The sequence below is a fragment of the Nocardia aurea genome (genome assembly GCF_003123685.1).
In the GTDB taxonomy this organism is placed as follows: domain Bacteria; phylum Actinomycetota; class Actinomycetes; order Mycobacteriales; family Mycobacteriaceae; genus Nocardia; species Nocardia aurea.
The window spans coordinates 212,341-236,988 of sequence record NZ_QCYJ01000172.1 but is presented as its reverse complement, the minus strand read 5'-3'; the positions used below and the strand labels follow the sequence as shown (position 1 = coordinate 236,988).

General features: G+C 69.1%; 13 protein-coding genes. 8 read left to right on the top strand and 5 right to left on the bottom strand.

The features are described from left to right. Positions 1–13: 13 nt before the first annotated feature. A complete protein-coding gene (locus tag DAT37_RS42270; RefSeq protein WP_109530571.1) occupies positions 14–1,612 on the top strand; it encodes an amidohydrolase in 1,599 nt (532 codons plus the stop codon). Next, positions 1,602–3,230, top strand: coding sequence for an apolipoprotein N-acyltransferase (lnt, locus tag DAT37_RS42265; protein WP_109530570.1), 1,629 nt, complete (start codon positions 1,602–1,604; stop codon positions 3,228–3,230). Before DAT37_RS42270 ends, lnt begins: the two co-directional genes overlap by 11 nt. Before the next feature lie 128 nt (positions 3,231–3,358). Here lnt and DAT37_RS44680 read toward each other — a convergent pair whose 3' ends face one another. Then, on the bottom strand, positions 3,359–3,610 hold the full coding sequence (locus DAT37_RS44680) for a hypothetical protein (protein WP_157978983.1): 252 nt from the start codon (positions 3,608–3,610) through the stop codon (positions 3,359–3,361). Between the two features lie 238 nt (positions 3,611–3,848). Between DAT37_RS44680 and DAT37_RS42260 the strand changes: the two genes are divergently transcribed. From DAT37_RS42260 to DAT37_RS42250, 3 genes are all read left to right on the top strand, one after another. Further along, positions 3,849–17,492 (top strand): non-ribosomal peptide synthetase, encoded by a 13,644-nt coding sequence (locus DAT37_RS42260; protein WP_232840328.1) that lies wholly within the window; start codon positions 3,849–3,851, stop codon positions 17,490–17,492. Between the two features lie 9 nt (positions 17,493–17,501). Further along, positions 17,502–18,497, top strand: coding sequence for an ATP-binding cassette domain-containing protein (locus DAT37_RS42255; protein WP_109530568.1), 996 nt, complete (start codon positions 17,502–17,504; stop codon positions 18,495–18,497). Positions 18,498–18,568: 71 nt separating this feature from the next. Further along, positions 18,569–19,384, top strand: coding sequence for an ABC transporter permease (locus tag DAT37_RS42250; protein ID WP_198654721.1), 816 nt, complete (start codon positions 18,569–18,571; stop codon positions 19,382–19,384). 100 nt (positions 19,385–19,484) lie between these two features. Here DAT37_RS42250 and DAT37_RS42245 read toward each other — a convergent pair whose 3' ends face one another. Continuing rightward, complete coding sequence (locus DAT37_RS42245) at positions 19,485–19,820, bottom strand: RNA polymerase-binding protein RbpA (protein WP_109530567.1); 336 nt, start codon at positions 19,818–19,820, stop codon at positions 19,485–19,487. Positions 19,821–20,074: 254 nt separating this feature from the next. Between DAT37_RS42245 and DAT37_RS42240 the strand changes: the two genes are divergently transcribed. Continuing rightward, positions 20,075–20,428, top strand: a complete 354-nt coding sequence (locus DAT37_RS42240; RefSeq protein ID WP_109530646.1) for a hypothetical protein — start codon at positions 20,075–20,077, stop codon at positions 20,426–20,428. Here DAT37_RS42240 and DAT37_RS42235 read toward each other — a convergent pair. Together DAT37_RS42235 and DAT37_RS42230 are read right to left on the bottom strand one after the other, a co-directional pair. Further along, positions 20,400–21,482, bottom strand: a complete 1,083-nt coding sequence (locus tag DAT37_RS42235) for a hypothetical protein (protein ID WP_332873398.1) — start codon at positions 21,480–21,482, stop codon at positions 20,400–20,402. The two genes, DAT37_RS42240 and DAT37_RS42235, sit on opposite strands and share 29 nt — an antisense overlap. 227 nt (positions 21,483–21,709) lie before the next feature. Next, complete coding sequence (locus tag DAT37_RS42230; RefSeq protein ID WP_109530566.1) at positions 21,710–22,444, bottom strand: M23 family metallopeptidase; 735 nt, start codon at positions 22,442–22,444, stop codon at positions 21,710–21,712. 183 nt (positions 22,445–22,627) lie between these two features. Between DAT37_RS42230 and DAT37_RS42225 the strand changes: the two genes are divergently transcribed. After that, positions 22,628–22,963, top strand: a complete 336-nt coding sequence (locus tag DAT37_RS42225) for an ArsR/SmtB family transcription factor (RefSeq protein ID WP_109530565.1) — start codon at positions 22,628–22,630, stop codon at positions 22,961–22,963. 19 nt (positions 22,964–22,982) lie between these two features. On the opposite strand, the gene DAT37_RS42220 is transcribed toward DAT37_RS42225, so the two are convergent. Next, positions 22,983–23,963, bottom strand: coding sequence for a glycosyltransferase family 9 protein (locus tag DAT37_RS42220; protein ID WP_109530564.1), 981 nt, complete (start codon positions 23,961–23,963; stop codon positions 22,983–22,985). A 201-nt stretch (positions 23,964–24,164) separates the two neighbouring features. On the opposite strand from DAT37_RS42220, the gene DAT37_RS42215 reads away from it, so the two are divergent. Further along, positions 24,165–24,578 (top strand): VOC family protein, encoded by a 414-nt coding sequence (locus DAT37_RS42215; protein WP_109530563.1) that lies wholly within the window; start codon positions 24,165–24,167, stop codon positions 24,576–24,578. Positions 24,579–24,648 lie beyond the last annotated feature (70 nt).

Genomic DNA, 24,648 nt, shown 5'->3' with positions numbered 1-24,648 from the left:
AGACTGATCACCCGTGAGTACCCAGTTGCTGCTCGGCGGTCGTATCTACAGTTCCAGTGCTCCCGACGCGACCGCGATGGCGGTCACCGACGGGATGGTGGTGTGGCTGGGAGCCGAGAAGCCGGGCCGGGCCTTGCACCCGGACGCCGAGATCATCGACGTCGACGGCGCGTTCGTCGCGCCCGCGTTCGTCGACCCGCACGTGCACGTGACCGCGCTCGGACTGCAACTGACCGGACTCGACCTGTCCGGCGCCGGGTCCCTCGGCGCGTGCCTGGACCTGGTACGCGCCTACGCGGCAGCGCATCCGCTGGGCGCGATTCTCGGCGACGGATGGGACGAGACCCGCTGGCCCGAGGGCAGGCCGCCGACGGTCGAGGAGATCGACGCGGCCGCGGGCCCCGGCAGGCAGGCCTATCTCGCCCGCGTGGACGCGCATTCGGCGGTGGCGTCGACTGCCCTGCTCGACGCGGTTCCCGAAGTGCGCTCGGCGCTCGGATTCACCCGCGGTGAGCCGGTGCGGGCCGCGGCCCACCACCTGGTGCGCGCGACCGTGCTCGCGGGTCTGGATCGCACGCGACGCGACGACGCGCGCCGCGCCGCGCTCGACGCCGCGGCGGCACACGGCGTCGCCGCCGTGCACGAATGCGCAGGGCCCGAGATCGCCGGTCGCACCGATCTGCGCGAACTGCTCGAATTCGAGCACGGGGTCGAGGTACGGGCATACTGGGGTGAGGCGGTGCGCACCGCCGAGCAGGCCCGAGAGCTGATCGCTGACCTCGGCGCACACGGTCTGGCCGGTGACCTCTTCGTCGACGGTTCGCTCGGTTCGCATACCGCGTGGCTGCGCGAACCCTATGCCGACCACGCCACGTCCGGACTCGGATATCTCGACGCCGACGCGATCGAGGCGCATGTGCGCGCCTGCACAGAAGCGGGTATCCAGGCCGGATTCCATGTCATCGGCGACGGGGCGATGGCCGCGGTCGTCGCCGGATTCGAGCGGGTGGTCGACGCGCTCGGCGGTCCGGCCGTCGCGGCCCGCGGACACCGTCTCGAACACACCGAGATGCTCGACGCCGAGCAGATCGCGAAACTCGCGGCGTGGGGTGTCATCGCCAGCGTGCAGCCCGGATTCGACGCGGCGTGGGGCGGCGAGGCGGGCATGTACGCCGCGCGACTGGGCGCCGAGCGCGCCGCCGCCATGAATCCCTTCGCCGCCATGGCCGCCGCCGGTATCGCCCTCGCCATCGGATCGGACGCCCCGGTCACCGCGTTGAATCCGTGGGCCGCCGTGCGCGCGGCGGTCAACCATCGCACCGCGGGTAACGGCATCTCCCCCCGCGCGGCCTTCTCGGCCGCCACCCGGGGCGCGTGGCGGGCGGGCGGGGTCCGCGACGGTCTCGCGGGCACGCTGGTTCCCGGCGCGCCGGCTTCCTACGCGATCTGGGAGGCCGACGAACTCGTGGTCGCCGCGGCCGCCGACAGCGTGCAGCGCTGGTCGACCGATCCGCGCTCCCGGGTGCCGGGGCTCCCTCCGTTGGACGCGGACGTCCCGCTGCCCCGCTGCCTGCGCACCGTCCATCGCGGAGCCACCATCCATGAAGCCTGATCCCGTCGCCGCTGACCCGAAGACCGATACGGTGTCGCGGCGGCGGTCCGTTCCCGACGTCCTCGGCCGTTACCCGGTCCCGGCACGGGCGCTGGCCGCCGTGGTGGCCGGAGTGCTGCTGTTCGGCAGTTTCCCGCCGCGCCCGTACTGGTTCCTCGCCCCGGTCGGCCTCGCCGTGCTGGTTCTCGTGCTGCGCGCGCCCGGCGGGCTGCGCGGCGGGTTCGGATACGGGATGCTGGCCGGACTCGGCTTCTTCCTCCCGCTGCTGCCGTGGACCGGGATCTACGTCGGCCCGGTGCCGTGGCTGGCCCTGTCGACGGTATGCGCGGTCTTCCTCGGCGGTTTCGGGGTGCTCGCCCGTCTGCTGGGCAGATTGCCGGGGTGGCCGCTCTGGCTGGCACTGGCCTGGACCACGGGGGAGTGGGCGCGGTCGAGTTTCCCCTTCGGCGGGTTCCCCTGGGGGCGTGTGGCTTTCGGCCAGGCCGATGGCTGGTATCTGCCGCTGGCGATGATCGGCGGCGCGCCACTGATCGGATTCGCGGTCGCGCTCACCGGTACCGCCGCCGCGGCGCTGGCCGAACGCCTGTGGTCGCTGCGAACACCGGGGTCCGCCTCGAACGAGACCGCGCCGGTTCGCGCGTCACGGCGCGGAATCGTCACCGCCGCGGTCACTCTCGCGATCCTGCCGCTGGCGGGCTTGCTGCTCCGCTCCGCGCTGCCGGGCCCGCAGGACGGCGAGCGGATGATCACCGTCGCCGCCATCCAGGGCAGCGTGCCCCGGCTCGGCCTCGATTTCAACGCGCAGCGACGAGCCGTACTGGACAACCATGTCCGGCGAACGGAGGAATTGGCGCGCGAGGTCGCCTCGGGACAGGTGACCCAGCCGGACGTGGTGATCTGGCCGGAGAATTCCTCCGATATCGACCCGTTGCGCAACGCCGACGCCGCGGCGTTGATCACCGCCGCCTCCGAGCGGATCGGCGCGCCCATCCTCGTCGGGGCCGTCCTGGTGAACGCGGACCGAACCACCAGCAATTCGGTCATCGTCTGGAACGGCGCCGCCGGACCGGGTGAGCGCCACGACAAGAAGATCATCCAGCCCTTCGGCGAGTACCTCCCGATGCGCGGCTTCTTCCGCCTCTTCTCCGACTACGCCGATCGGGCCGGATACTTCGTGCCGGGACACGGTGACGGCGTCGTCCACGCGGCCGGGACCGATATCGGTGTCGCGACCTGCTACGAAGTGGCGTTCGACCGCGCCTTCCGCGATTCGATGCGCGCGGGCGCGCAATTGCTGACGGTGCCGACCAACAACGCGACCTTCGGCGACAGCGAGATGACCTATCAGCAACTCGCGATGTCGCGGGTGCGGGCGGTCGAACACGGTCGGGCCCTCGTCGTCGCGGCCACGTCCGGGGTCAGCGCGATCATCACCGCCGACGGCGACGTTCGGGCCCAGACGCCGCTGTTCGTGCCGTCCGCGCTGGTAGCGGACCTACCGCTGCGAAACGAAAAGACAATCGCCACGCGAATCGGGCCCGCGCCCGAACTTCTCTCGGTTATCCTGACCAGTGCCGCGGTGGTGTTTGTGCTCTACCGGCGTCGAAGGCGCGCGTGAGCGCCTCGACCGATCCGGGACCGGATGCTTCGTCGATCGGGACGCGATGCCCGATCCGCCCCTGATCCGGGGGCGGTAGGGGGCTTCTCTCGCGACCGACCAGCTTCTCCACCAACCGAACATCTCTATCAACCGAACAATCGTTCTGTTTCGGGCCCGGCCTGTCTGTTTACCGCCGGTTCCGAACGTTCCATGCTGTTCGCCAGTCTGTTGCTGATGTCGCCGAGATCGCCATCCAAGATCAGCGCCGGTAACCGTGCTACCACCGGTGATCGCTCGATGAACGGCCGTGAGAACACCCGGTTAGCGGGAATATAGCCAGCGAAAATCGCCGTCCTACACCGGCGTTCGATGCGAAACAAATCAAGCACACCGGCCATCCGCCGGATGTGGTGCTCCGAATCATAGGGCGTGGATCAGGCTCTACGGCTGGCGCATGCGCGCGGGTCGTGGTGGTGCTCGGGGAGTTGCGTCAACTGCGGCAGAACGGAGTGATTGATGAGTTCATTGGCCACCGATCGCGTAGACCAATGCTCTTCCGGCGAATACTCGCCACAGCCATTCGCACTCTCTCCCGCACAGACAGCTCTGTGGTACGCCCAGCGCATCCGTCCGGATGTGCCGCTGACGATCGCCCAGTACGTCGAATTCCGCGGTGACCTCGATATCGGCCGCCTGCTGTACGCCACCGAGCGCTACGGCGCCGAGTCGCAGGCGGGCTATGTCCGGTTGACCGAGATCGACGGTGTCCCGCACCAGTACATCGACCTGAACTGGCGTCCCGGCTGGGGCCGGATGGATCTGCGCGACCAGGAGGATCCCAGAGCCGCCGCCCTGCGGTGGATGCACGAACACGCGGGCTCCCCGATCGACGTCGAGCACGACCCGCTCAGCACGAACGTGATTCTGCGGGTCGGCGACGCCGAGTATTTCTGGTACGCGCGCGCCCATCACATCGTCATCGACGGCTACGGCTCCATGACCGCGATGACCAGGGTCGCCGAGATCTACACCTCCCTCGAGGAGCACACCGAACCCACGGTGTCGCGCGCCACCGATCTCGCCGCGATCTACGCGGGCGAGTCGACCTATCGCGCGTCCAAGCGGTTCGGCACCGACCGCGACTACTGGATGGAACAACTCGCGGGCGTCGGCGCGCCCAAGAGCCTGTCCAGCGTGAACACGTCCAGTTCGGTAACCGCCGCCGGGCGCTGGCTGGCCGGTGACGTGCTCGACGACCGGGCCGACGCCGCCCTCGCCGCGGTCACCGCGGCCAACGGCGCGCACCCGTCGACCGTCTTCGTCGCGGCCCTCGCCTGCTACGTGCGCTCGGTGACCGACGATTCCGAAGTGGTGCTGAGCCTGCCCGTCTCCGCGCGCACCACCGTCACGCTGCGGCGCTCGGCCGGTGTCGTGTCGAATGTCGTGCCGCTGCGCATCCATTTCGACGACGACACCACGATCGCCGATGTCGTGCGCCGCGCGGAACTGCAGATCACCGGCGCGCTGCGGCATCAGCGCTACCGGCACGACGATATCCGGCGTGACTGCGGCTATTCCCGCGACGCCCGCGGGTTCTTCGGGCCGATGGTCAACATCATGCTGTTCCACAACGAGCTGAAATTCGGCAGTCTCATCGGTTCGTTGCACGTGCTCGCCACCGGCCCCGTCGAAGATCTGTCGATCAATCTGTACAACGGTGAGGGCGGCCGCATCCACATCGACTTCGAGGCCAATCCGGGGCTGTACTCGGAGAACGAGGTCACCGGGCATCAAGAGCGTTTCTTCGATTTCCTCGGCAGATTCCTCGAGGCCGACACCGACACTCCGGCCCTCGAGCTCGCCGCCATCACCGAGCCCGAGCGCGCCAGAGTGCTACACACCTGGAATTCCACCGATCAGCCCGTTCGACAGGGCACTCTCGCGGGGCTGTTCGCCGAGCGCGTGGCGGACAGCCCCGATTCGGTGGCGGTGGAATACGACGGTGAGACGCTGACCTATCGGGAACTCGACCAGCGCGCCAACCGGCTGGCCCGTCGGCTGATCGTGCGCGGTGCGGGACCGGACCGGACGGTGGCGCTGTGCCTGCGGCGCAGCGTCGAACTCGTCGTCGGCATGTACGCGATCATCAAATCCGGCGCGGCCTATCTGCCGCTCGATCCCGACCATCCGGTCGAGCGGATCGACGGCATCCTCGAGCAGGCGCGGCCGGTCTGCGTGCTGACCGCCGCCCGCGACGCGCTCACCCTGCCACACAGCGCGGCGACGATCGCGCTCGACCTGCTCGACCTGCGCGAGATCGACGCGAGTCCGGTCACCGACGACGACCGCCGCGCGCCCCTGCGCGGTGACGACCTGGCGTATGTCATCTTCACCTCCGGTTCCACCGGAAGGCCCAAGGGCGTCGGGGTGTCCCACGCCGCCATCGTGAACCGGTTGCGCTGGATGCAGCACGAGTATCCGCTCGACGCCACCGACGCGGTATTGCAGAAGACCCCGGCCACATTCGACGTGTCGGTCTGGGAGTTCTTCTGGCCGTTGCAGATCGGCGCCCGGCTGGTGGTCGCCGACCACGACGGCCATCGCGATCCCGCCTACCTGGCCGCGATCATCGCCGAGAAGAACATCACCACGGCGCATTTCGTGCCCTCCATGCTGTCGGTGTTCGTCACCGACGCCGATATCCGCGGCTGCACCGGCCTGCGCCGGGTCTTCTGCAGCGGCGAGGCGCTGCCGTCGGCGACCGTGCGCGGTTTCCACGCGGCGCTGCGCGGTACCGAACTGCACAACCTGTACGGCCCGACCGAGGCCGCGGTCGACGTCACCTACTGGCCGTGCCCGCCGAATCCGGATTCCGTGCCCATCGGCTCCCCGGTCTGGAACACCAGGACCTACGTGCTGGACGCGCACCTGCAGCCGGTGCCGCCCGGCGCGGTCGGCGAGCTGTACCTGGCGGGTGTGCAGCTGGCACGCGGGTATGTCGGCCAGCCGAGGCTCACGGCCGATCGGTTCGTCGCGAACCCGTTCACCCCCGGTGCGCGGATGTATCGCACCGGCGACCTGGCGCGCTGGCAGGTCGGGTCCGATTCCGAGCGCGGCGTGCTCGAATACCTGGGCCGCACCGATTTCCAGGTCAAGATCCGCGGTTTGCGCATCGAACTGGGCGAGATCGAATCGGCGCTGCTCGCCGAGCCCGGCATCGCCCGCGCGGTCTGCGTCGCGCACGCCGGTCGCACGGGTGACGAACTCGTCGCCTACGTGGTCGCCGCACCGGGGGAATCGGGGCGATCGAAGGAAACCGGCGCCATCGACACGGCCGCCGTCGTCGCCGCCCTGCGCCAGACCCTGCCCGGCTACATGGTGCCGTCGGTGGTGATGGAACTCGACGAACTGCCGCTCAGCGCGAACGGCAAGATCGATCGCAAGGCACTGCCCGCGCCCGTGGTCACCGTCCGCTCGCATACGGTCGCCGAACAGCCCGCCACCGAACTGGAGCGCTCCCTGGCGGCGATCTTCGCCGAGGTGCTCGATCTGGACGAGGACGCGATCGGCACCGGTGACAGCTTCTTCGACCTCGGCGGCAACTCGCTCGTCGCGGCGCGTGCGGTGTCGCGGATCAACGCGACCCACGCCACCGGAATCACCATCCGCGATCTGTTCGAGGCCGCGACCATCGCGGGACTGGCCGAACTGCTCGCCACCCACACCTTCGACACTGTCTCACCGCGCCTCGTCCCGATGAACAGACCCGAGCGGGTGCCGTTGTCGCTGGCCCAGCAGCGGCTCTGGATCCTCAACCGTTTCGCCGAACACGCGGCCGCCTACAACATGCCGCTCGCGGTGCGCCTGGAAGGGCCCGTCGATATCGAGGCGTTGCGCGCCGGGTTGACCGATGTGATCGAACGGCACGAGAGCCTGCGCACGACGTTCCCCGAATCGGCCGATGGCCCCTACCAATTGGTCCACCCGACCGCGGAGATCCCGCTCTCCCTCGAACCGGTCGATGCCGACGGCGCCGACGCCGTGGCGCTCGCGACCGAATTCGCCGGATTCGGTTTCGATCTGCGCGGACAGGCGCCGATCCGGGTCGCGCTGTGGGCGACGGGGCCGAATCAGTACGTATTCCTCGTGGTGCTGCACCACATCGCGGGCGACGGCTGGTCGATCGCCCCGCTGGCCCGCGACTTGATGGTCGCGGTCGCCGCGCGCGCCCGCGACGCCGCACCGCGGTGGAGCCCGCTTCCGGTGCAGTACGCCGATTTCGCGCTGTGGCAGCGGGAACTGCTCGGCGACGAAAACGATCCGTCGAGTGCGCTGAGCAGGCAGCTCGCGTACTGGCGCACCGAACTGGCCGGGCTGCCCGATCAGCTCGATCTGCCACTCGACCGTCCGCGTCCGCTGCGCAGGACGACGGGGGGCGGCACGGTCGGATTCACCATCTCCGCCGAAACACGCAGGGCCGCGGGTGAACTGGCCGCCGCACGCGGTGTCAGCATGTTCATGGTGCTGCACGCGGCACTCGTGACCCTGCTGTCGCGGCTGTGCGCGTCGACCGATATCGCGATCGGCACCCCGATCGCGGGCCGCTCCGATCCGGCGCTGGACGAGCTGGTCGGCATGTTCGTCAACACCCTGGTGCTGCGCACCGAGGTCGAGTCGGCCCGTGGCTTCGACCGGATGCTCGACGTGGTCCGCGAAACCGACCTGAACGCCTTCGCCAACGCCGATGTGCCCTTCGACCGGCTGGTCGAGGTCGTCAACCCGGAACGCTCCACCGCGCGCCATCCGCTGTTCCAGGTGATGCTGTCCTACGACCGGACACCGGAGATGCGCGTCGACCTGCCCGGTGTGCGCACCGAGGTGCTCGAGCTGGATTCGGCGATCGCCAAATTCGATCTCCAGCTCGAAGTGCGCGAGGACGCGACCGACGGCCCGATGCACGCCGAATTCGGCTATGCCACCGATGTTTTCGACGAGGAGACGGTCGCGTCCTTCGCGCGCCGATTCGTCGCCGTCCTCGATGCCGCGGTCGCGGCGCCGCAGGTTCCCGTGGGCGACATCGATCTCCTCGACCGCCGCGAGCGCGCCAAGCTGGTACCCATCGCCGGTGGTCCCGGCGAGCCGCCGGTCACCCTGGCCCGCATGCTGTCGGAAACGGCCGAGCGCATGCCCGAGCGGGTGGGCGTGCGCTACCAGGGGCGCGACACCACCTACGGCGAGCTGGACGCCATGTCCAACCGGCTGGCACGCGTGCTCATCGATCACGGCGCGGGCCCCGAGGTCGTCGTCGCCGTCGCACTGCCGCGCAGCCTCGACTCGATCCTCGCGATCTGGGCGGTCGCCAAGACGGGAGCGGCCTACGTCCCGATCGATCCGAGCTATCCCGCCGAACGGATCGGCCACATGATCGCCGACTCCGGCGCCATGCTCGGTCTGACCGTCGCCGATTCGCTGATGGCCATGCCCGCCTTCCCCGACACCCACGGCAAACACCGCAACACCTCCCTGGACTGGCTGGTGCTCGGCTCGAACGCGCTGGCGGGCGAACTGGCCGAATACACGACGGCGCCGGTCACCGACGCCGAGCGGCACTACCCGCTGCGCATCGGCCATCCCGCCTACCTCATCTACACCTCGGGGTCGACCGGCAAGCCCAAGGCCGTAGTGGTGACCCACGGGGGTATCGCCTCACTCGCGCGCGAGCAGATGTACCTGTTCGGCGTCACGGAATCAGCACGCACACTGCACTTCTCGTCGCCCAGCTTCGACGCCTCCGTACTGGAGATGCTGCTCGGTTTCGCGGCGGGCGCCACGATGGTGGTCGTTCCTTCCGGTATCTACGGCGGTTCCGAACTCGCGGACGTGCTGCGCCGCGAGCGGATCAGCCACGCGTTCATCACCCCCGCCGCACTCAACACGGTGCCCGACGACGATCTCGATGATCTCCAGGTCGTCATCGTCGGCGGCGAGGCCTGCTCGGCCGAACTCGTGCAGACCTGGTCGGCGCGCCACCGCATCCACAATATGTACGGCCCCTCCGAGGCCACGGTCGCCGCGACCGCGTCGCGAGCGATGGTGCCGGGCCTGCCGGTGCCGCTCGGCCTGCCGGTGCGCGGCATGCGATTGTTCGTACTCGACGCGAGGCTGCGGCCGGTGCCGCCGGGAACACCCGGCGAGCTCTACCTGTCCGGGTCCGGCCTGGCGCGCGGCTATCTGGGCCGCAACGGGCTGACCGCACAACGCTTTCCGGCGAATCCGCTCGGACGGCGCGGCGAACGGATGTACCGCACCGGTGACCTGGTGGTGATCGATCACACCGGGCATCTGCGCTTTCTCGGCCGAGCCGACGATCAGGTCAAGATCCGTGGTTTCCGGATCGAACTCAGCGAGATCGACCATGTGCTGCGCGCGCATCCGGGGGTGCAGTTCGCGCTCACCATCGTGCACACCGACGAGCACGGCCAGCCCCGCCTCGCGGCCTATGTCACCGCGGACGACGGCGTCGACGCGATCGCCGTCGCCGATACCGCGCGTGCGCGGCTGCCCGGATACATGGTGCCCGCGTCGATCACCGTGCTCGACGACATGCCGGTCACGCCCGCGGGCAAACTCGACCGCAAGGCGTTGCCGGAGCCGGTCTTCGTCGCGATCGGCAGTTCGCGGGCACCGGAATCGGCCGCGGAGTTCCGCGTCGCCGCCGTCTTCGGCGAGGTGCTCGGCAGGCCGGTCGAGGGCGCGGAGGACAGTTTCTTCGACGTCGGCGGCAACTCGCTGCTGGCCACCCGCCTCGCCGCCGCGCTGCACACAGAATTCGGCGTCGATCTGCCGGTGCGGGAGATCTTCGAGGAGCCGACCGTGTCCGGGGTGGCCAGGCGGATAACGGAAGCGCCCCGGACGCAACGGATGGCGCTGGCGGTACACACCCCGCGCCCGGGACGCCTTCCACTGTCGCTGCCGCAGCAGCGACTGTGGTTCCTCAATCGATTCTCACCCGAATCGAGCGCCTACAACATCGCTTTCGTCATTCGCATCGATGGTGAACTCGATATCGACGCGCTCGGCGCCGCGCTGACCGATGTGGTCGACCGGCACGAGGTGTTGCGGACGATGTTCCCCGAGGACACCGAGGGGCCCCAGCAGGTCGTACTGCCGATCTCCGAGGCCGCGCCCGTCCTGCACCCGATCACGACCGACGACGAGGGCGCGCAGCGGGCACTGCACACCATGGCGCGCAGCGGATTCGACCTCACCCGCTCGACACCGCTGCGTATCTCGTTGCTGCGCACCGCATCCGACCGCCACCTGCTCGGCATCGTGATCCACCACATCGCCGCCGACGGGTGGTCGCTCGGTCCGCTGACCCGCGATCTCGCGGTCGCCTACGCGGCACGGCAGGGGGGCGCCGCGCCGGTCTGGGCGCCGCTTCCTGTGCAATACGCCGACTTCGGGCTGTGGCAGCGGGCCTGCCTGGGCGACGAATCGGATCCGGCGAGCGTCGCGAGCACACAGCTGGAATTCTGGCGCACCGCCCTCGCCGACGCGCCGGAGGAACTGCCGCTGCCCTACGACCGTCCGCGCCCGGCGCAACCGACGCACGCGGCGGGTTCGGTACGGCTGTCCGTCCCGGAGCCGGTGCGACACGGCCTGACCCGGCTGGCCGCCGAACAGGGCGTCAGCATGTTCATGGTCCTGCGTTCGACCCTGGCGGTCCTGCTGCGCGTCGTCACCGGCGGCCGCGACGTCGTGATCGGCACGCCGGTCGCGGGCCGCACCGACACCAAACTCGACGAGCTGGTCGGCATGTTCGTCAACACGCTGGTGCTGCGCTCCGATGTCGATCCCGACAGCTCCTTCGCCGCGCTGTTGAAGACCGATCGCGACACCGAACTCGCGGCCCTGGCCCACGCGGACCTCCCCTTCGAACGGGTCGTCGACGAATTGGGCAAACAGGCGGGCACGGGTAGCCGTCCGCCGCTGTTCCAGGTGGCGCTCACCGTGGACGACAACCCGGTGCCGTCGCTGCGTCTGCCGGGACTGGCGTTGCGCGCCGAGGAACTCGATATCGCGCTGGCCAAATTCGATCTCGAACTGCGTGTCACGAGCACCGGTGACCAGGCCGACCACGCGCTGGGATTCGAATTCCTCTACGCGGCCGAACTCTTCGACAACGCCACGATCGAGATACTGGCCGATCGCTTCCTGCGGGTGCTGTCGGCGGTCACCGGGAATCCGCGGGTGCTCATCCGCGATATCGACGCCAGGACCGAACAGGAACGCCGAACGCTCGCACCGGCTTCGGGCGGCCCGACCGTGCCCCCGCGCACACTCGCCGCCTACTTCACCGGAACCGCGCAGCGGTATCCGCAGCGCACCGCGGTCGTCTTCGCGTCCGCCGACGGCGAGGCACTGACCTACTCGGAGCTGGACCGCCGTTCGAACAGCATGGCGCGGGCCTTGATCGCGCGTGGCCTCGGCGCGGGCGATCGGGTGGCGCTGGGCCTGACCCGTTCCATCGAATCCGTCGTCACGATGCTGGCCGTCACCAAATCCGGCGCGGCGTTCGTCCCGGTCGACCCGAAGTACCCGGCCGACCGGATCAGGCACATGCTGACCGATTCCGGCTGCCTGGTCGGTCTCACCGATTCGACCTACGCCGACACCTTGCGCGCCGCGGGGCACGAACCGGGGACGACGGGCCCGGTCACCGACTGGCTGTTGCTCGACGAGCCGGGATTCGCGGCCGAACTCACGGCCCGTGACGGAAGCACCATCGAGGACGGCGAGCGTCTGCGCCCGGCCAGGATCGCCGATCTCGCGTACCTGGTGTACACCTCGGGTTCCACCGGCAAACCCAAGGGCGTCGCGGTCACCCACGCCGGGTTGTCCAATCTCGCCGACGAATTCAGCGAACGTCTGGACGTGGGACCGTTCGCGCGCACACTGCACTTCTCGTCGCCGAGTTTCGACGCGGCGATCCTGGACCTGCTGCTCGCGCTCGGCGCGGGCGCCGCGATGGTGATCTGCCCACCGGATATCTTCGGCGGCGACGAACTGGCCGAACTGCTCGAGGGCGAGCGGATCACCCATACGTTCATGACACCCGCCGCGCTGGCCACCATCGACCGCGATCGCTGGGAACTGCCGCATCTGCGCTCGCTGCTCATCGGCGGCGAGGCGTGCAGCCCCGATCTGGTGGCTCGGTGGGCGCCGGGCCGCAACCTCTTCAACGGGTACGGGCCGACCGAGACCACGGTCGTGGTCACCATGGCGCAGGTGGACGTCGGCCTCCCGATCACCATCGGTTCGCTGGTGCGCGGCGCGCACGCGGTGATCCTGGACGAGCGGATGCGTCCGGTGCCCGTCGGCGTCCCGGGTGATCTGTACCTGGGCGGACTCGGTGTGTCACGCGGCTATTTCGAGCGTCCCGCGCTGACCGCGGGCCGTTTCGTCGCCGACCCGTACGGGCCCGTCGGCGCGCGGATGTACCGCACCGGCGACGTCGTGCGCTGGGACTCGGCGGGGGAGATCGTCTACCTCGGCCGCAGCGACCACCAGGTGAAGATGCGCGGATTCCGCATCGAACTCGGCGAGATCACCTCCGCGCTGAGCGGACACCCCTCGGTCCGGTTCGCGCACACCGAGGTCCGCCGGATCAACGACGCGGACCGGATCGTGTCCTTCGTCCACCCGACCGACGAAGCGGCCGGGATCGACATCGACGCGGTACGCGCGCATGTCGCCGGACTGCTTCCGGTCCATATGGTTCCGGCCGCGATCACGCTGCTCGACCGGATTCCGCTGACCCCGACCGGAAAACTGGATATCGCCGCCCTGCCCGAGCCGACCTTCGGCGCCGCGCGGTCGGCCCGTGAACCCGCGACCGAGGCCGAGCGGCTCGTCGCCCGCATCATGGGCGAACTGGTCGGCGCGCAAACCGTGAACGCCGACGACAGCTTCTTCGAGATCGGTGGAAACTCGCTGCTGGCAACACAATTCGTCGCCAGGCTGGCGGCGGCCACCGATACCAGGATCGAGGTGCGCACGGTCTTCACCTCGCCCACCGTCGCCGAGATCGCCGCGCTGCTCGATCCGTCGACGACGGCGCGGGCGGAGGAGGAGCAGCGGGAGACCCGTCGCGACGATCGTCCGGCCCTGGTCCGCCGGGTCCGCCCGGAGCGCATCCCGCTGTCGGCGGCGCAGCAACGACTGTGGTTCCTCAACCGCTTCAACGACGGGGACGATTCCGATCACGCCGCGGGCGCGTACAACATCCCGGTCGTGCTGCGGCTGCGCGGCGCGCTCGACGCGCGGGCGCTGGTCGAGGCACTGCACGCGGTGCAGCGCAAACACGAGACGCTGCGCACGGTGTTCCCGGAGATCGCGGGCGCACCCGTGCAGCAGGTACTCGATCCGGTCGACGCGGCGATCACGCTGTCGCGCGTCACGGTCGCGGCCGACCGGGTCGTCGACGAGGTGCGTCGAGTCGCCTCGCCCGGATTCGACCTCGCCGACACGGTGCCGGTGCGAGCCGCGCTGATCACCGTCTCCGAGGACGCCTATGTCGACGCCGGGGTGGGTTACGAGCACGTGCTCGTGCTCGTCGTGCACCACATCGCGATGGACGGCTGGTCATTGGAACCCCTGGCCGCCGACTTCGTCGAGGCGTACAGCACGATCGTCAGCGGCGCGGAACCCGCGTGGCTCGCGCCGGAGGTGCAGTACGCCGATTACACCCTGTGGCAGCGCGACGTACTCGGCACCGAGGACGATCCCGATTCGGTGATCAGCAAGCAACTCGCCTACTGGCGCGAGACCCTCGCCGACAATCCGGAACTGCTGAGCGTGCCCGCTGACCGACCGCGTCCGCCGGTGCCCTCCTACCGTGGCGGCATCGTGGAATGCCCGATCGACGCCTACACCCACCGGGAACTGCAGACGGTCGCCAATGCCAACGGCGTCAGCATGTTCATGGTGCTGCACACCGCGCTGGCGGTGCTGTTGCACCGGATGACCGGGGTGGACGACATCACCGTCGGCACCCCGATCGCGGGGCGCGGACATCCCGCGCTCGACCGCATGATCGGCATGTTCGTCAACACGCTCGTGCTGCGCACGCGGGTACGCCCCGACGCGCCCTTCACCGATCTGCTCCGGGCCGTGCGCGATACCGACCTCGACGCGTTCGCCCACGCCGACCTGCCGTTCGAGCGCATGGTCGAGGTGCTCAATCCCGCGCGGTCGCGTTCACACCATCCGCTGTTCCAGGTGATGCTCTCGGTGCAGAACCAGCCGGTCGGCGCGGTCGAACTGCCGGGTCTGCGCATCGAGGCCGGCGATGTCGACACCGGCATCGCCAAATTCGATCTGCAGTTCACGCTGACCGAATCGCACAGCTTCACGGCGGGTCAGCGGCAGCCCGACGGTATCAACCTGGCGGTGAACTACGCCGCCGATCTGTTCGACGCCGCGACGGCGCACCGGCTCGCCAAGCGGCTGGCCCGCCTGCTGAGCGCGGTGGCGGCCGGTCCGGCCACACCGGTCGGCGATCTGGAACTGCTCGACCCGGCCGAATGGTCGGGGCTGGCCCCGGTCAGCGGCGCCGAGGCGGATCGACCGCTCACCCTGCCCGCGGTCTTCGCGGCCGCGGCCGCGGTCGATCGCGACGCCGTGGCACTGCGGTCGCACGGCACCAGGATCACCTACGACGCGCTCGATCGCTGGACCAACCGGCTCGCCCGCGTACTGATCGGCTACGGCGTCGGTCCGGAAACCCTGGTGGCGCTGGGCATTCCGCGCTCGGTGGAATCGGTGGCCTCGGTACTCGCCGTCGCCAAGGCGGGCGCGGCGTTCGTCCCGGTCGATCCGCTCTACCCGGCCAGTCGGATCAATCACATGCTGTCGGATTCCGGTGCGGCACTGGGCATCACCCTCGCTGACTACCGTGACGAACTGCCCTCCGACGACGCCGAGTGGATCGTGCTCGACGACAACGATTTCCGCGCCGCGGTCATGGCCGCCTCCGACGCGCCGATCACGCAGGCGCACCGGGTCACCGAGTTGCGGGTCGAGAATCCCGCCTACGTGATCTACACCTCCGGCTCGACCGGCACCCCGAAGGGCGTCGTCGTCACCCACGGCGGGCTGTCGAATTTCGCCGCGGAGACCGCGCAGCGTTTCGACGTCCGGCCCGGTTCGCGTGTCCTGCATTTCGCGACGCCGAGTTTCGACGCCGCCATGCTCGATCTGCTGCTGGCACTGGGCGGCGCGGCCACCCTGGCGATCACTCCGCCCGGCGTGGTCGGCGGCGCCGATCTCGCTCGCGTCTTCATCGAAGAGCGAATCACCCACGCCTTCATCACCACCTCGGCGCTCGGCACCGTCGACCCGGCCGGTGTCACGGAACTGGCGCACGTACTGGTCGGCGGAGAGGCGCTGCCGCCGGATCTGGTGACCCGCTGGGCGCCGGGACGCAATCTCTACAACGTGTACGGCCCGACCGAGACCACGATCGTCACGGTGATCGGTCAGCCGCAGGTGCCCGGTGGTCCGATCACCATCGGCGGCCCGATCCGCGGCGTCGGCGCCACCATCCTCGACGCGCGCATGCACCCGGCCCCGGTCGGTGTGACCGGCGAACTGCATCTGGCGGGTAACGCGCTCGCCCGCGGCTACCTCAACCGGCCCGGATTGACCGCGCAGCGGTTCATCGCCAACCCGTTCGGCAAGCCCGGCGAGCGGATGTACCGCACCGGTGACCTGGTGCGGTGGTTCGCCGGTGCGCGGCAGGCGCCGATGACGCGCGATCTCGCGCACGCCGCCGAGGAGGAACGCGCGATGCCTCGGGCCCGCGAGATCGAGTACGTCGGGCGTACCGACCATCAGGTGAAGATCCGGGGCTTCCGGATCGAACTCGGCGAGATCGACACGGCGCTTTCGCGTCACGATGCTGTTGAATTCTCGACCACCGTCGGCCATCGCACACCCGCGGGCGTCACCGCTCTGGTGGCGTATGTGAAACTTCGTCGCGGCAGCGGGGTCGCGGTCGCCGAACTCGTGTCGCACGTGTCGGCGCTGGTGCCGAATTACATGGTGCCGCAGTCGATCATGCTGCTGGACGAGGTGCCGCTCAGTCCGGTCGGCAAACTCGATCGCAAGGCGCTGCCCGAACCCGTCTTCAGCGCGACCGGCGGCTACCGGGCACCGAGCACGGCGACCGAAGCGGTGTTGTGCGCGGCGTTCGCCGAGGCGCTCGGCGCGGAGACCGTCGGCGTCGACGACGGCTTCTTCGAACTCGGCGGCAACTCCCTGCTGGCCACCAAGGTGGTGTCGTCGGTGCGCGAGGCCGGAATCGAACTGTCGGTGCAGATGATGTTCGGCGAGGCCACCCCGGCCGCGATCGCCGCCAGGATCGACGGCGACATCGATCCGGCCGTGGCCATGGCGGCGGCCCTGGCGCCGATGCTGCCGATCCGACCCACCACCGGATCGTCGCGGGCGCCGCTGTTCTGCGTGCATCCCGCGATCGGGTTGTCGTGGTGCTACTCGGGTCTGCTCGCCCATCTCACCCCGGACCGCCCGGTGTACGGATTGCAGTCCCCGCACGTGGCGGGGGAGCCGGGATTCGGGTCGATCGTCGAAGCCGCCGGACACTACGTGGACAGGATCAAGTCGATCCAGCCGTCCGGCCCCTACCACCTGCTCGGCTGGTCGCTCGGCGGTCTGATCGCCCACGAGGTGGCGGTGCAGTTGCAGCGGGCCGGAGACGAGGTGGCGATGCTGTCGATGATGGACAGCTACCAGCTCTCCGACGAACTGCTGGAACACGCGATCCCAGGCGTCGCCGAAATCGTCGCGGAATTCGGCAGCGACCTGCTCGACGGCGGCGAACTCGATCCGGGGATGGATCTGCGCGCGGCGGCGGATCTGCTCCGCTCGCGGCCGGGCCCGTTCGCGGCGCTCACCGTCGACCATCTGGAAAGGCTGTACGAGGGATACGCCAACGGCACGGTGCTCGCGCACGGTTTCCGTCCGCGCACCTTCGTCGGCGACCTCGTCTTCTTCAGCGCGGCGGACGACGAGATCAATCGGGCCGATCCGGCCCGCCGGGCGACGGCGTGGGAGTCCTTCGTCACCGGGACCGTCCACGATCACCCGCTCCCGTGCCGCCACGCGGCAATGACGACCCCCGAATCGCTCGCTGTCATCGGTCCGGTGCTGCACCGGCATCTGGACGGCGCCGCCGGAACCGCAAAGGACAGGTGAGGTGCGCTCATGAGTTTCGCCGTAGAAGTGCAGGGACTGTCGAAGAATTTCGGCAAGGTCCGCGTACTCGACGATATCGACCTGCAAATCCCCGCGGGCACCGTCATGGGCCTGCTCGGACCCAACGGCGCCGGTAAGACCACGACCGTCCGGATCGTCACCACACTGCTCGCGCCGTGCGCGGGATCGGTGCATGTGGCCGGTGTCGACGTCCTGCGCGATCCGGCCGGAGCGCGACGGCGTATCGGGCTCTCTGGCCAGTACGCCGCGGTGGACGGCAACCTGACCGGATACGAGAACCTGCGCATGGTTTCCCGGCTGTACGGCATGTCGCAGCGGCAGGCCTCGGCGCGGGCGGCCGAACTGCTCACCGCCTTCGGCCTCGACCACGCGGCGCATCGCCGCGCGGGCACCTACTCCGGAGGTATGGCGCGCCGCCTGGACCTGGCGGGCGCGCTGGTGGCCCGGCCCGCCGTGGTCGTGCTCGACGAGCCGACCACCGGACTCGATCCACGCGGACGCCTCGATATGTGGCAGGTCATCGGTGATCTCGTCGACGACGGCACCACCGTGCTGCTGACCACCCAGTACCTGGAAGAGGCCGATCTGCTGGCCGACCGGATCACCGTCATCGACAAGGGCAAGGTCATCGCCAGGGGTTCGGCCGACGAGCTGAAGACCTCTATCGGCGGCGACCGGCTGACCGTCACCCTGGCCGCCGGTCAGCGGATGGCGCCCGCGTTGCGGGTACTCGCCCAGGTCGGGGTCGGCGAACCGCTGCACGAGCCGGGCACCGACGAGGCGTCGGTGGTCGTCGGCGACGGATCGCGCACCATGGTCGAGGCGCTGCGCAGACTCGACGACGCGGGCGTGTGCGTCCTCGACGCGAATGTGCACCGGCCGAGCCTGGACGACGTATTCCTTTCTCTCACCGGAACTCCCGCCGACGACGCGGTCGCGCGGGAACCGGAAACCGATGACGTACAAGAGGAGATCATGTCGTGAGTGTCGCCGGTACCGTCGTGAAAGACGAAGCGCCGCGCGCGGATTCCGCCGTCGATACGGCGAAGACGCGGGTGAACACCGAGATCACCGCGCCGCGCGTGCGGGTCTTCCGTGACAGCGCGATCGTGGCCTACCGCAATCTGCTGACGATCCTGCGGGTGCCGACGCTGCTCGTGACCGCGACGATCCAGCCGCTGATGTTCGTCTTCCTCTTCGCCTACATCTTCGGGGCGTCGCTGGGCGGCAGTCAGTACCGCGAATTCCTGCTCGCGGGCATCTTCGCGCAGACCGTCGCCTTCAACGCCGCGTTCACCACCGTCGGTCTCGCGGGCGATCTGCATCAGGGCATCATCGACCGCATGCGCACGCTGCCGATGTCACGGCTCGCGGTGCTGATGGGACGCACGCTGTCCGATCTGGTGGTCAACATCTTGAGCTTGATCGTCATGGTCGGCTGCGGCTACGTGGTCGGCTGGCGGATCAACGGCAGTGTCGCCGACGCGGCGCTCGCCTTCGGCGTCATCCTGCTCTTCGCGTTCGCGATGTCGTGGGTCGGTGCGCTGACCGGGCTGATGTCGCCCACCGTCGAGGTGGCGCAGAGCGCGGGGCTGATCTGGTTGTTCCCGCTGTCGTTCATCTCCTCGGCGTTCATCTCCGCCGAGACGCTGCCGGGCCCGCTGCGCACCATCGCCGAGTGGAATCCGATCACCGCGGTCGCGGGAGCCGGACGCACACTCTTCGACAACGGCGCGCCGCCCACCTTCACACCCGCCAGCGGGTGGGCCGCCGATCACTGCGTCTCCTATGCGATCGCCTGTTCGCTGGTGATCCTGGCCGTCGCCGTGCCGCTTGCCCTGTTGCAGTACCGCAAGGTCGCCAGTCACTGATCGTCCGCCGAGGTGACGGGCGGAGGCGTCCGAATACGAGAAAGGCCGCGTCCCCGAGGGGAGCGGCCTTTTTCCGACTGTCTACCGACGCCGGACGCGATCAGACGCGGCGACGAGTCTTCAGCAGGTCGAGCCGCTCCTTGAGCAGCTCCTCCAACTCGTCCTTGCTGCGACGCTCGAGCAGCATATCCCAGTGTGTGCGCGGCGGCTTGACCTTCTTGGTCTCCTGGGTGGTGCCCTCGAGCAGGATGCCCTCCTGGCCGTTGCGGCACAGCCAGTTCGGGGGGATCTCGGCATCGTCGGCGAAGGGAACGTCGAATTCCTCGCCGTTGTCGGTGCGGTACCGGGCGATCCGACGCGGCGCCAAGTCGTGGTCGCGATCGGTCTCGTAGCTCACCGCTCCGAGCCGACTGCCCCGGAGTACGCGATCTGCCATGGTGTGCCTCTCCCTGTGTGCTCGAGTCCGTGTTGCGTTGCGGGTCGTGTTCGGACGAGCACGTCGCGCGCTCACCGGACCTTCGGTACAACGAACGGGTCTGCCTGAATAGTTCCCGCCCCGGCGACGGTGAACCGTGCAATTGTAGTGGTCGCGCCCCGTTCGTGTGCACTCGCCCCGGGATATGTCCTGGATTGCCAAGCCTCACAACGGCAATTACCACCGCTCCCGCGCGCGGCGCTATCGTGTGCGACGTGCCACACACGCCCAGGTCAGGCAATGCCACCGCTCAACGTCAACTGTCCTGCCTGTGGTGCGGGCGCGAAATAGTCGAATCGGAGGCAGGCCGCCGTCGCCGGTACTGCAGGCAGTCGTGCCGTCAGCGCGCCTACGAGAATCGCAACAGCCTCAAGGGGACCGGCATTCCGGACGATTCGGTCGTGCTCAGCGCCCAGGAGGCCGCGGACCTGGCCGATCGCTGGTTCGCGGCGCGCTGCGCGGCCGAGGACGTCGCGATCGCGATCGAGGAGGGCGCCGAACACGCCGAACTCGCCGCGTTGAGCAAGACCCTGCTCGAACTCACCCGAGAGGCCGAACGACTGCGCTGAGCGCGGGCGCCGTGTCGGGTTCCGCGCGGATCAGGTCGCGACCGCGCAGGTAGACCAGGACCGTCAGTCCCGCGACCACGGCCACCAGTCCGGCGAATACCCCGAGGGTCGTGTCGTCGGGATGTATCAGCGACTGGGCGCGCATCGCCTGCCAGAAGACCAGTGCGAACAGACCCGTATAGCCGAACGCGAGCACGCCGATCAGTTCGGCGCGCGTGCGTTCGGCGCGTAACCAGGGCTGACGCGGTGCCAGCCACGCCGTGACGAGGACGGCGAGCAGCAGTATCTGGATGCCGTGCAGCCCGACGAAATGCGCGATCCTGAGGTCGCCGCCGGTCGTGCTCCAGTGCGTGATCGGCATACCGTCCGCGTCGCGAACGGCCTCGGTGCGGGACGCGGGATCGATCACCGTGTGCCCGGCGACCAATTCGACGACCTGGCCGTAGGCATCGAGCACCCGCTGTTTGCCGGTGAATCCCATCAGATACGCCTGGAACATCCCGAGTGCCGCCAGCGCCATTCCGGCGTGGATCGCGCGCGCGGTCGGCCGGTCGACCAGTCGCTGCCACGAGAGGATGACCACGATGGCGAGGTTCGCCAGGAACAACCCCGGCACGCCGGACATGAAGATCTGCTGTCCGATGACGTTGACCGCGTCGGACTCGGAACCGTTGAAATGGCTGAAGGTGCCGCGCGCGGCCTGCACGACGATGAACCCGACATCGACGACGCCGGTCACCGCGAAGACGGTGCCGAGCCACCAGGTCGCGCGACTGCCGCGGTGCGGCAACGACAGCAACCACGCCAGTGTCAGGCCGTACGCGGCGAAGGCGAACCCGAATTTCAGTGGTTTGACCCAGACCGACTCACCGAGCAGCACGCGGTCGTCGACCAGCGTGCCGAGGAGGGATGCGACGACCAGCGTCGTCATCAGGGCGACCATGGCCAGTAGCGGACGGTGCGGACGACCGCCTCGGGGGATGAGGGCGGGAATGCGGTGATACCGCCCCGGTGCGGAATCCGTTACGGCGGAATCGATATCACTGCTCGGCATAGACCGAAACTAGGAATCGCGCCCGCGCGAAGGCATCCCGCCGCGGGACCATTCGACGGTGATACCGCAGTACTGGTTCGGCGCGCGGGCTACACCGAGGTATCGGATCGGGGCAAGAGACGACGAATGCCCGCGAACGTCGTTGTTCGCGAGCACTCATCAGGGCGCTGAGAACCGCTCGGTGCCTGCTCGCCCCTCATCGAACGCGCGGGCAGTCATCCGGGAAATCAGGCCGGGAATCGGAAGGCGTCGATGCCGCGCTGGGCGAGCCAGGGCAGTGGGTCGATCTTGCCCGCCTCGGGGTCGTGGACTTCGTAGTGCAGGTGCGGGCCGGTGGACTGGCCGCGATTGCCGACCGTCGCGATGATGTCGCCCGCGCGCACTTCCTGGCCGACGGAGGCGAGGATGTCGTTGACGTGTCCGTAGACCCCGACGGTGCCGTCGTCCTGTTGCACGCGCACCCACAGGCCGAAACCGGTGGCCGGTCCCGCCTCGATGACGACGCCGTCGGTGACGGTCGCGATGGGCGCGCCGAGCGGTTCGCCGAAATCGATGCCGGCGTGCATCTCGCCCCAGCGCATCCCGAAGTTGGAGGTCAGGATGCCGCCCACCGGACGGACCGTCTTGGGTCGCGCGGCCTCGACGGCGATGGGGTCCGGTTCGGGGATGCGATTCTGTTCGGCGATGCGGTGCTGGTCCCAGAGTGCGGGGTCGGGAGCCGACTGCGGTATCTCGGGCTGGGCGAAGGCGACGTTCTCGGCCGGTGCGGCGAGGGTGTCGGCGGTGGTGGTGAGCGGGCCGGTCGCCACGGCGGCGTCGGCGCCGTGCTTGTCGGCGCCGATGAGCACGCTGAGTGCGGCGCTGATGACGGCGGACACGGCGACTACGCGAGTCGCGGTGCGGTGACGGCGGGGGAGGTCCGCGCCGGGCCGAAGCGAAGGTAACAGATCGGTCACGGGCATGACTCGAACGTACGGGACGTCTTCCAGGTCGCAGTAATCTTGTGGCTACCATCACGGACCGGTAAAAGCCCAGCTGGAAGGTCACGGCCGGGTAACAGAAATGCCGGGATGGTGGCTTGAGCTGGGAGTTTGCCGATTTGTCGCGAATTGACCAGCGACCTTCCGGTTGGTCACACTCGTTAAGTGCCGACTAATGGAGTGCGCGCGCTGCAAGCCCTCGCCGACCCCACCCGGCGCGCGATCTTCGAGGCGCTGCCCCCGTCACCCCGGTCGGTCGGCGAGCTGGCCGCGGCCATCGGCGTCACCAGCTCCGCGATCTCTCAGCATCTGCGGGTGCTGCGCGATGCCCGCCTGGTCATGGTGCGTGCCGACGGCACCCGCCGCCTCTACTCGCTCGACCCGCGCGGCCTCGGCGACGCCCGCGACTATCTCGAACAGTTCTGGCCGAGCGCCCTCGCCGCCTACGCCGCGGCACTCAGCGAAGCGCGGATCGGCGCGGAGCCCGGGGCCGACGGCTGAACGGCCGAGGCCCGACCGGTCAGCCGACGCGGCGATACGGGGCGCGCCCGGATTCCGTCCCCGGGCCGGTCTGCCGCGCGAGTTGTTTGTCGGCCGCGTCCACGACCTCGTCGACACCGATGCGCAACAGTCCGGCGTCGGGTGTCTGGGCGTCCGGGTCACCGAGCTGTCCCGCCCACAACACCGCGTGCCTGGCGAGCAGATGCTGCGGCGGACCGTTCCAGTGCGGCGGGGTCGGGCCGAACAGCAGTACCGTCCTGGTGCCGAACGCGACGGCCAGACGAGAGACACCGGTATCACCGGAGATGACCAGCGCCGCCTCGGCGACGGTGGCGGACACTTCGATCAGATTCTGCTCACCCGCGAGAACCCGCCCGACCGGCAGTCCGGCGCGCGCGGCGATACTCAACGCCAGGTCGCGTTCGGATTCGTCACCGGTGAGCACCACATCTCGGCCGAGGACGAGCAGGTGACGCACCACGGCGGCGAACCGCTCGGCGGGCCAGCGGCGCGCGGGCGCGCTCGCCCCGACGTGGACGACGACGCAGTCGCGATGACTGATCGTGGACACCGGCGGCAGCAGACCGAGATTGCGCCGGTCCGCGCCGATACCGCCGGATTCGAGCAGGCGGCACCAGCGTTCCACCTCGTGGGTGTCGGTGTGCCACACCGGGCCCGCGAGATCGGGGAACGCCGGATCGCGGTAACTCAGGATGCGCTTGGCCTCGGTTCTGCTCAGCGCGGCGATGCTCTCGGCGTCGGGACCGTGCAGATTGATCGCCAGTTCGGGCGGCGGGCCCTCCCAGCGCAACGCGGCGGGCTCCGAAGTGGGCACCAGGGTGTCCACGGACGCGATGAGGTCGATGATCGGCTTGAGGCGCTGCGGCGCGGCGAGCACGATGTGGTCGCGCGGCTGGGCCCGTCGCAGCGCACGAAGCGCCGGGACCGCGGTGAGCAACTCACCCAGCCCGCGTGCCTGCAGCACGAGTACTACCGCCACCCTCTACTCCTAGCCACCCGAAACCCGTCGACCGCCGCGCCCCGTCGCACCCGGTCGGTGCATACGACGAGAGTCACGAGTGATTACTTCCCCCGGCGCGGATCCGGTAAACGTCGGACGTGGCGGGGCGTCATCGATCGCGCGGGGTCCGCGCGGCGGTAATCTCGCAGGTGACGGCACCTACAGCTGAAGGAGCATTCCATGGTCTCCAGGCTCAATCCGTACATCTCTTTCGGCGAGACCGCGCGCGCGGCGCTCGAGTTCTATCGCGATGTGTTCGGCGGCACGCTGACCGTCAACACGTTCGGCGATTTCGGTGACAAGGAGGCGGAGGGCGCCGATCTGGTCATGCACGGCATGCTCGAAACCCCCGGCGGATTCACGTTGATGGCGGCCGACACTCCGCCCGGCATGGAGTACACGCCGGGCAGCAGTATTTCGGTCAGCCTCAGCGGCGACGACGCCGCCGAATTGCGCGGCTACTGGGAGAAATTGATATCCGGGGGCACCGTCGCGGTGCCGCTGGAGAAACAGATGTGGGGCGACGAATTCGGCATGTGTCTCGACCGTTTCGGAATCTCCTGGATGGTCAACATCTCGGCGGAATCCGCGTAGTCGGGCCGGTCAGAGTGGGAGACACCACTCGGCGAGTTCATCAGCAAATCGTCAGATAACTTTTGCTCCG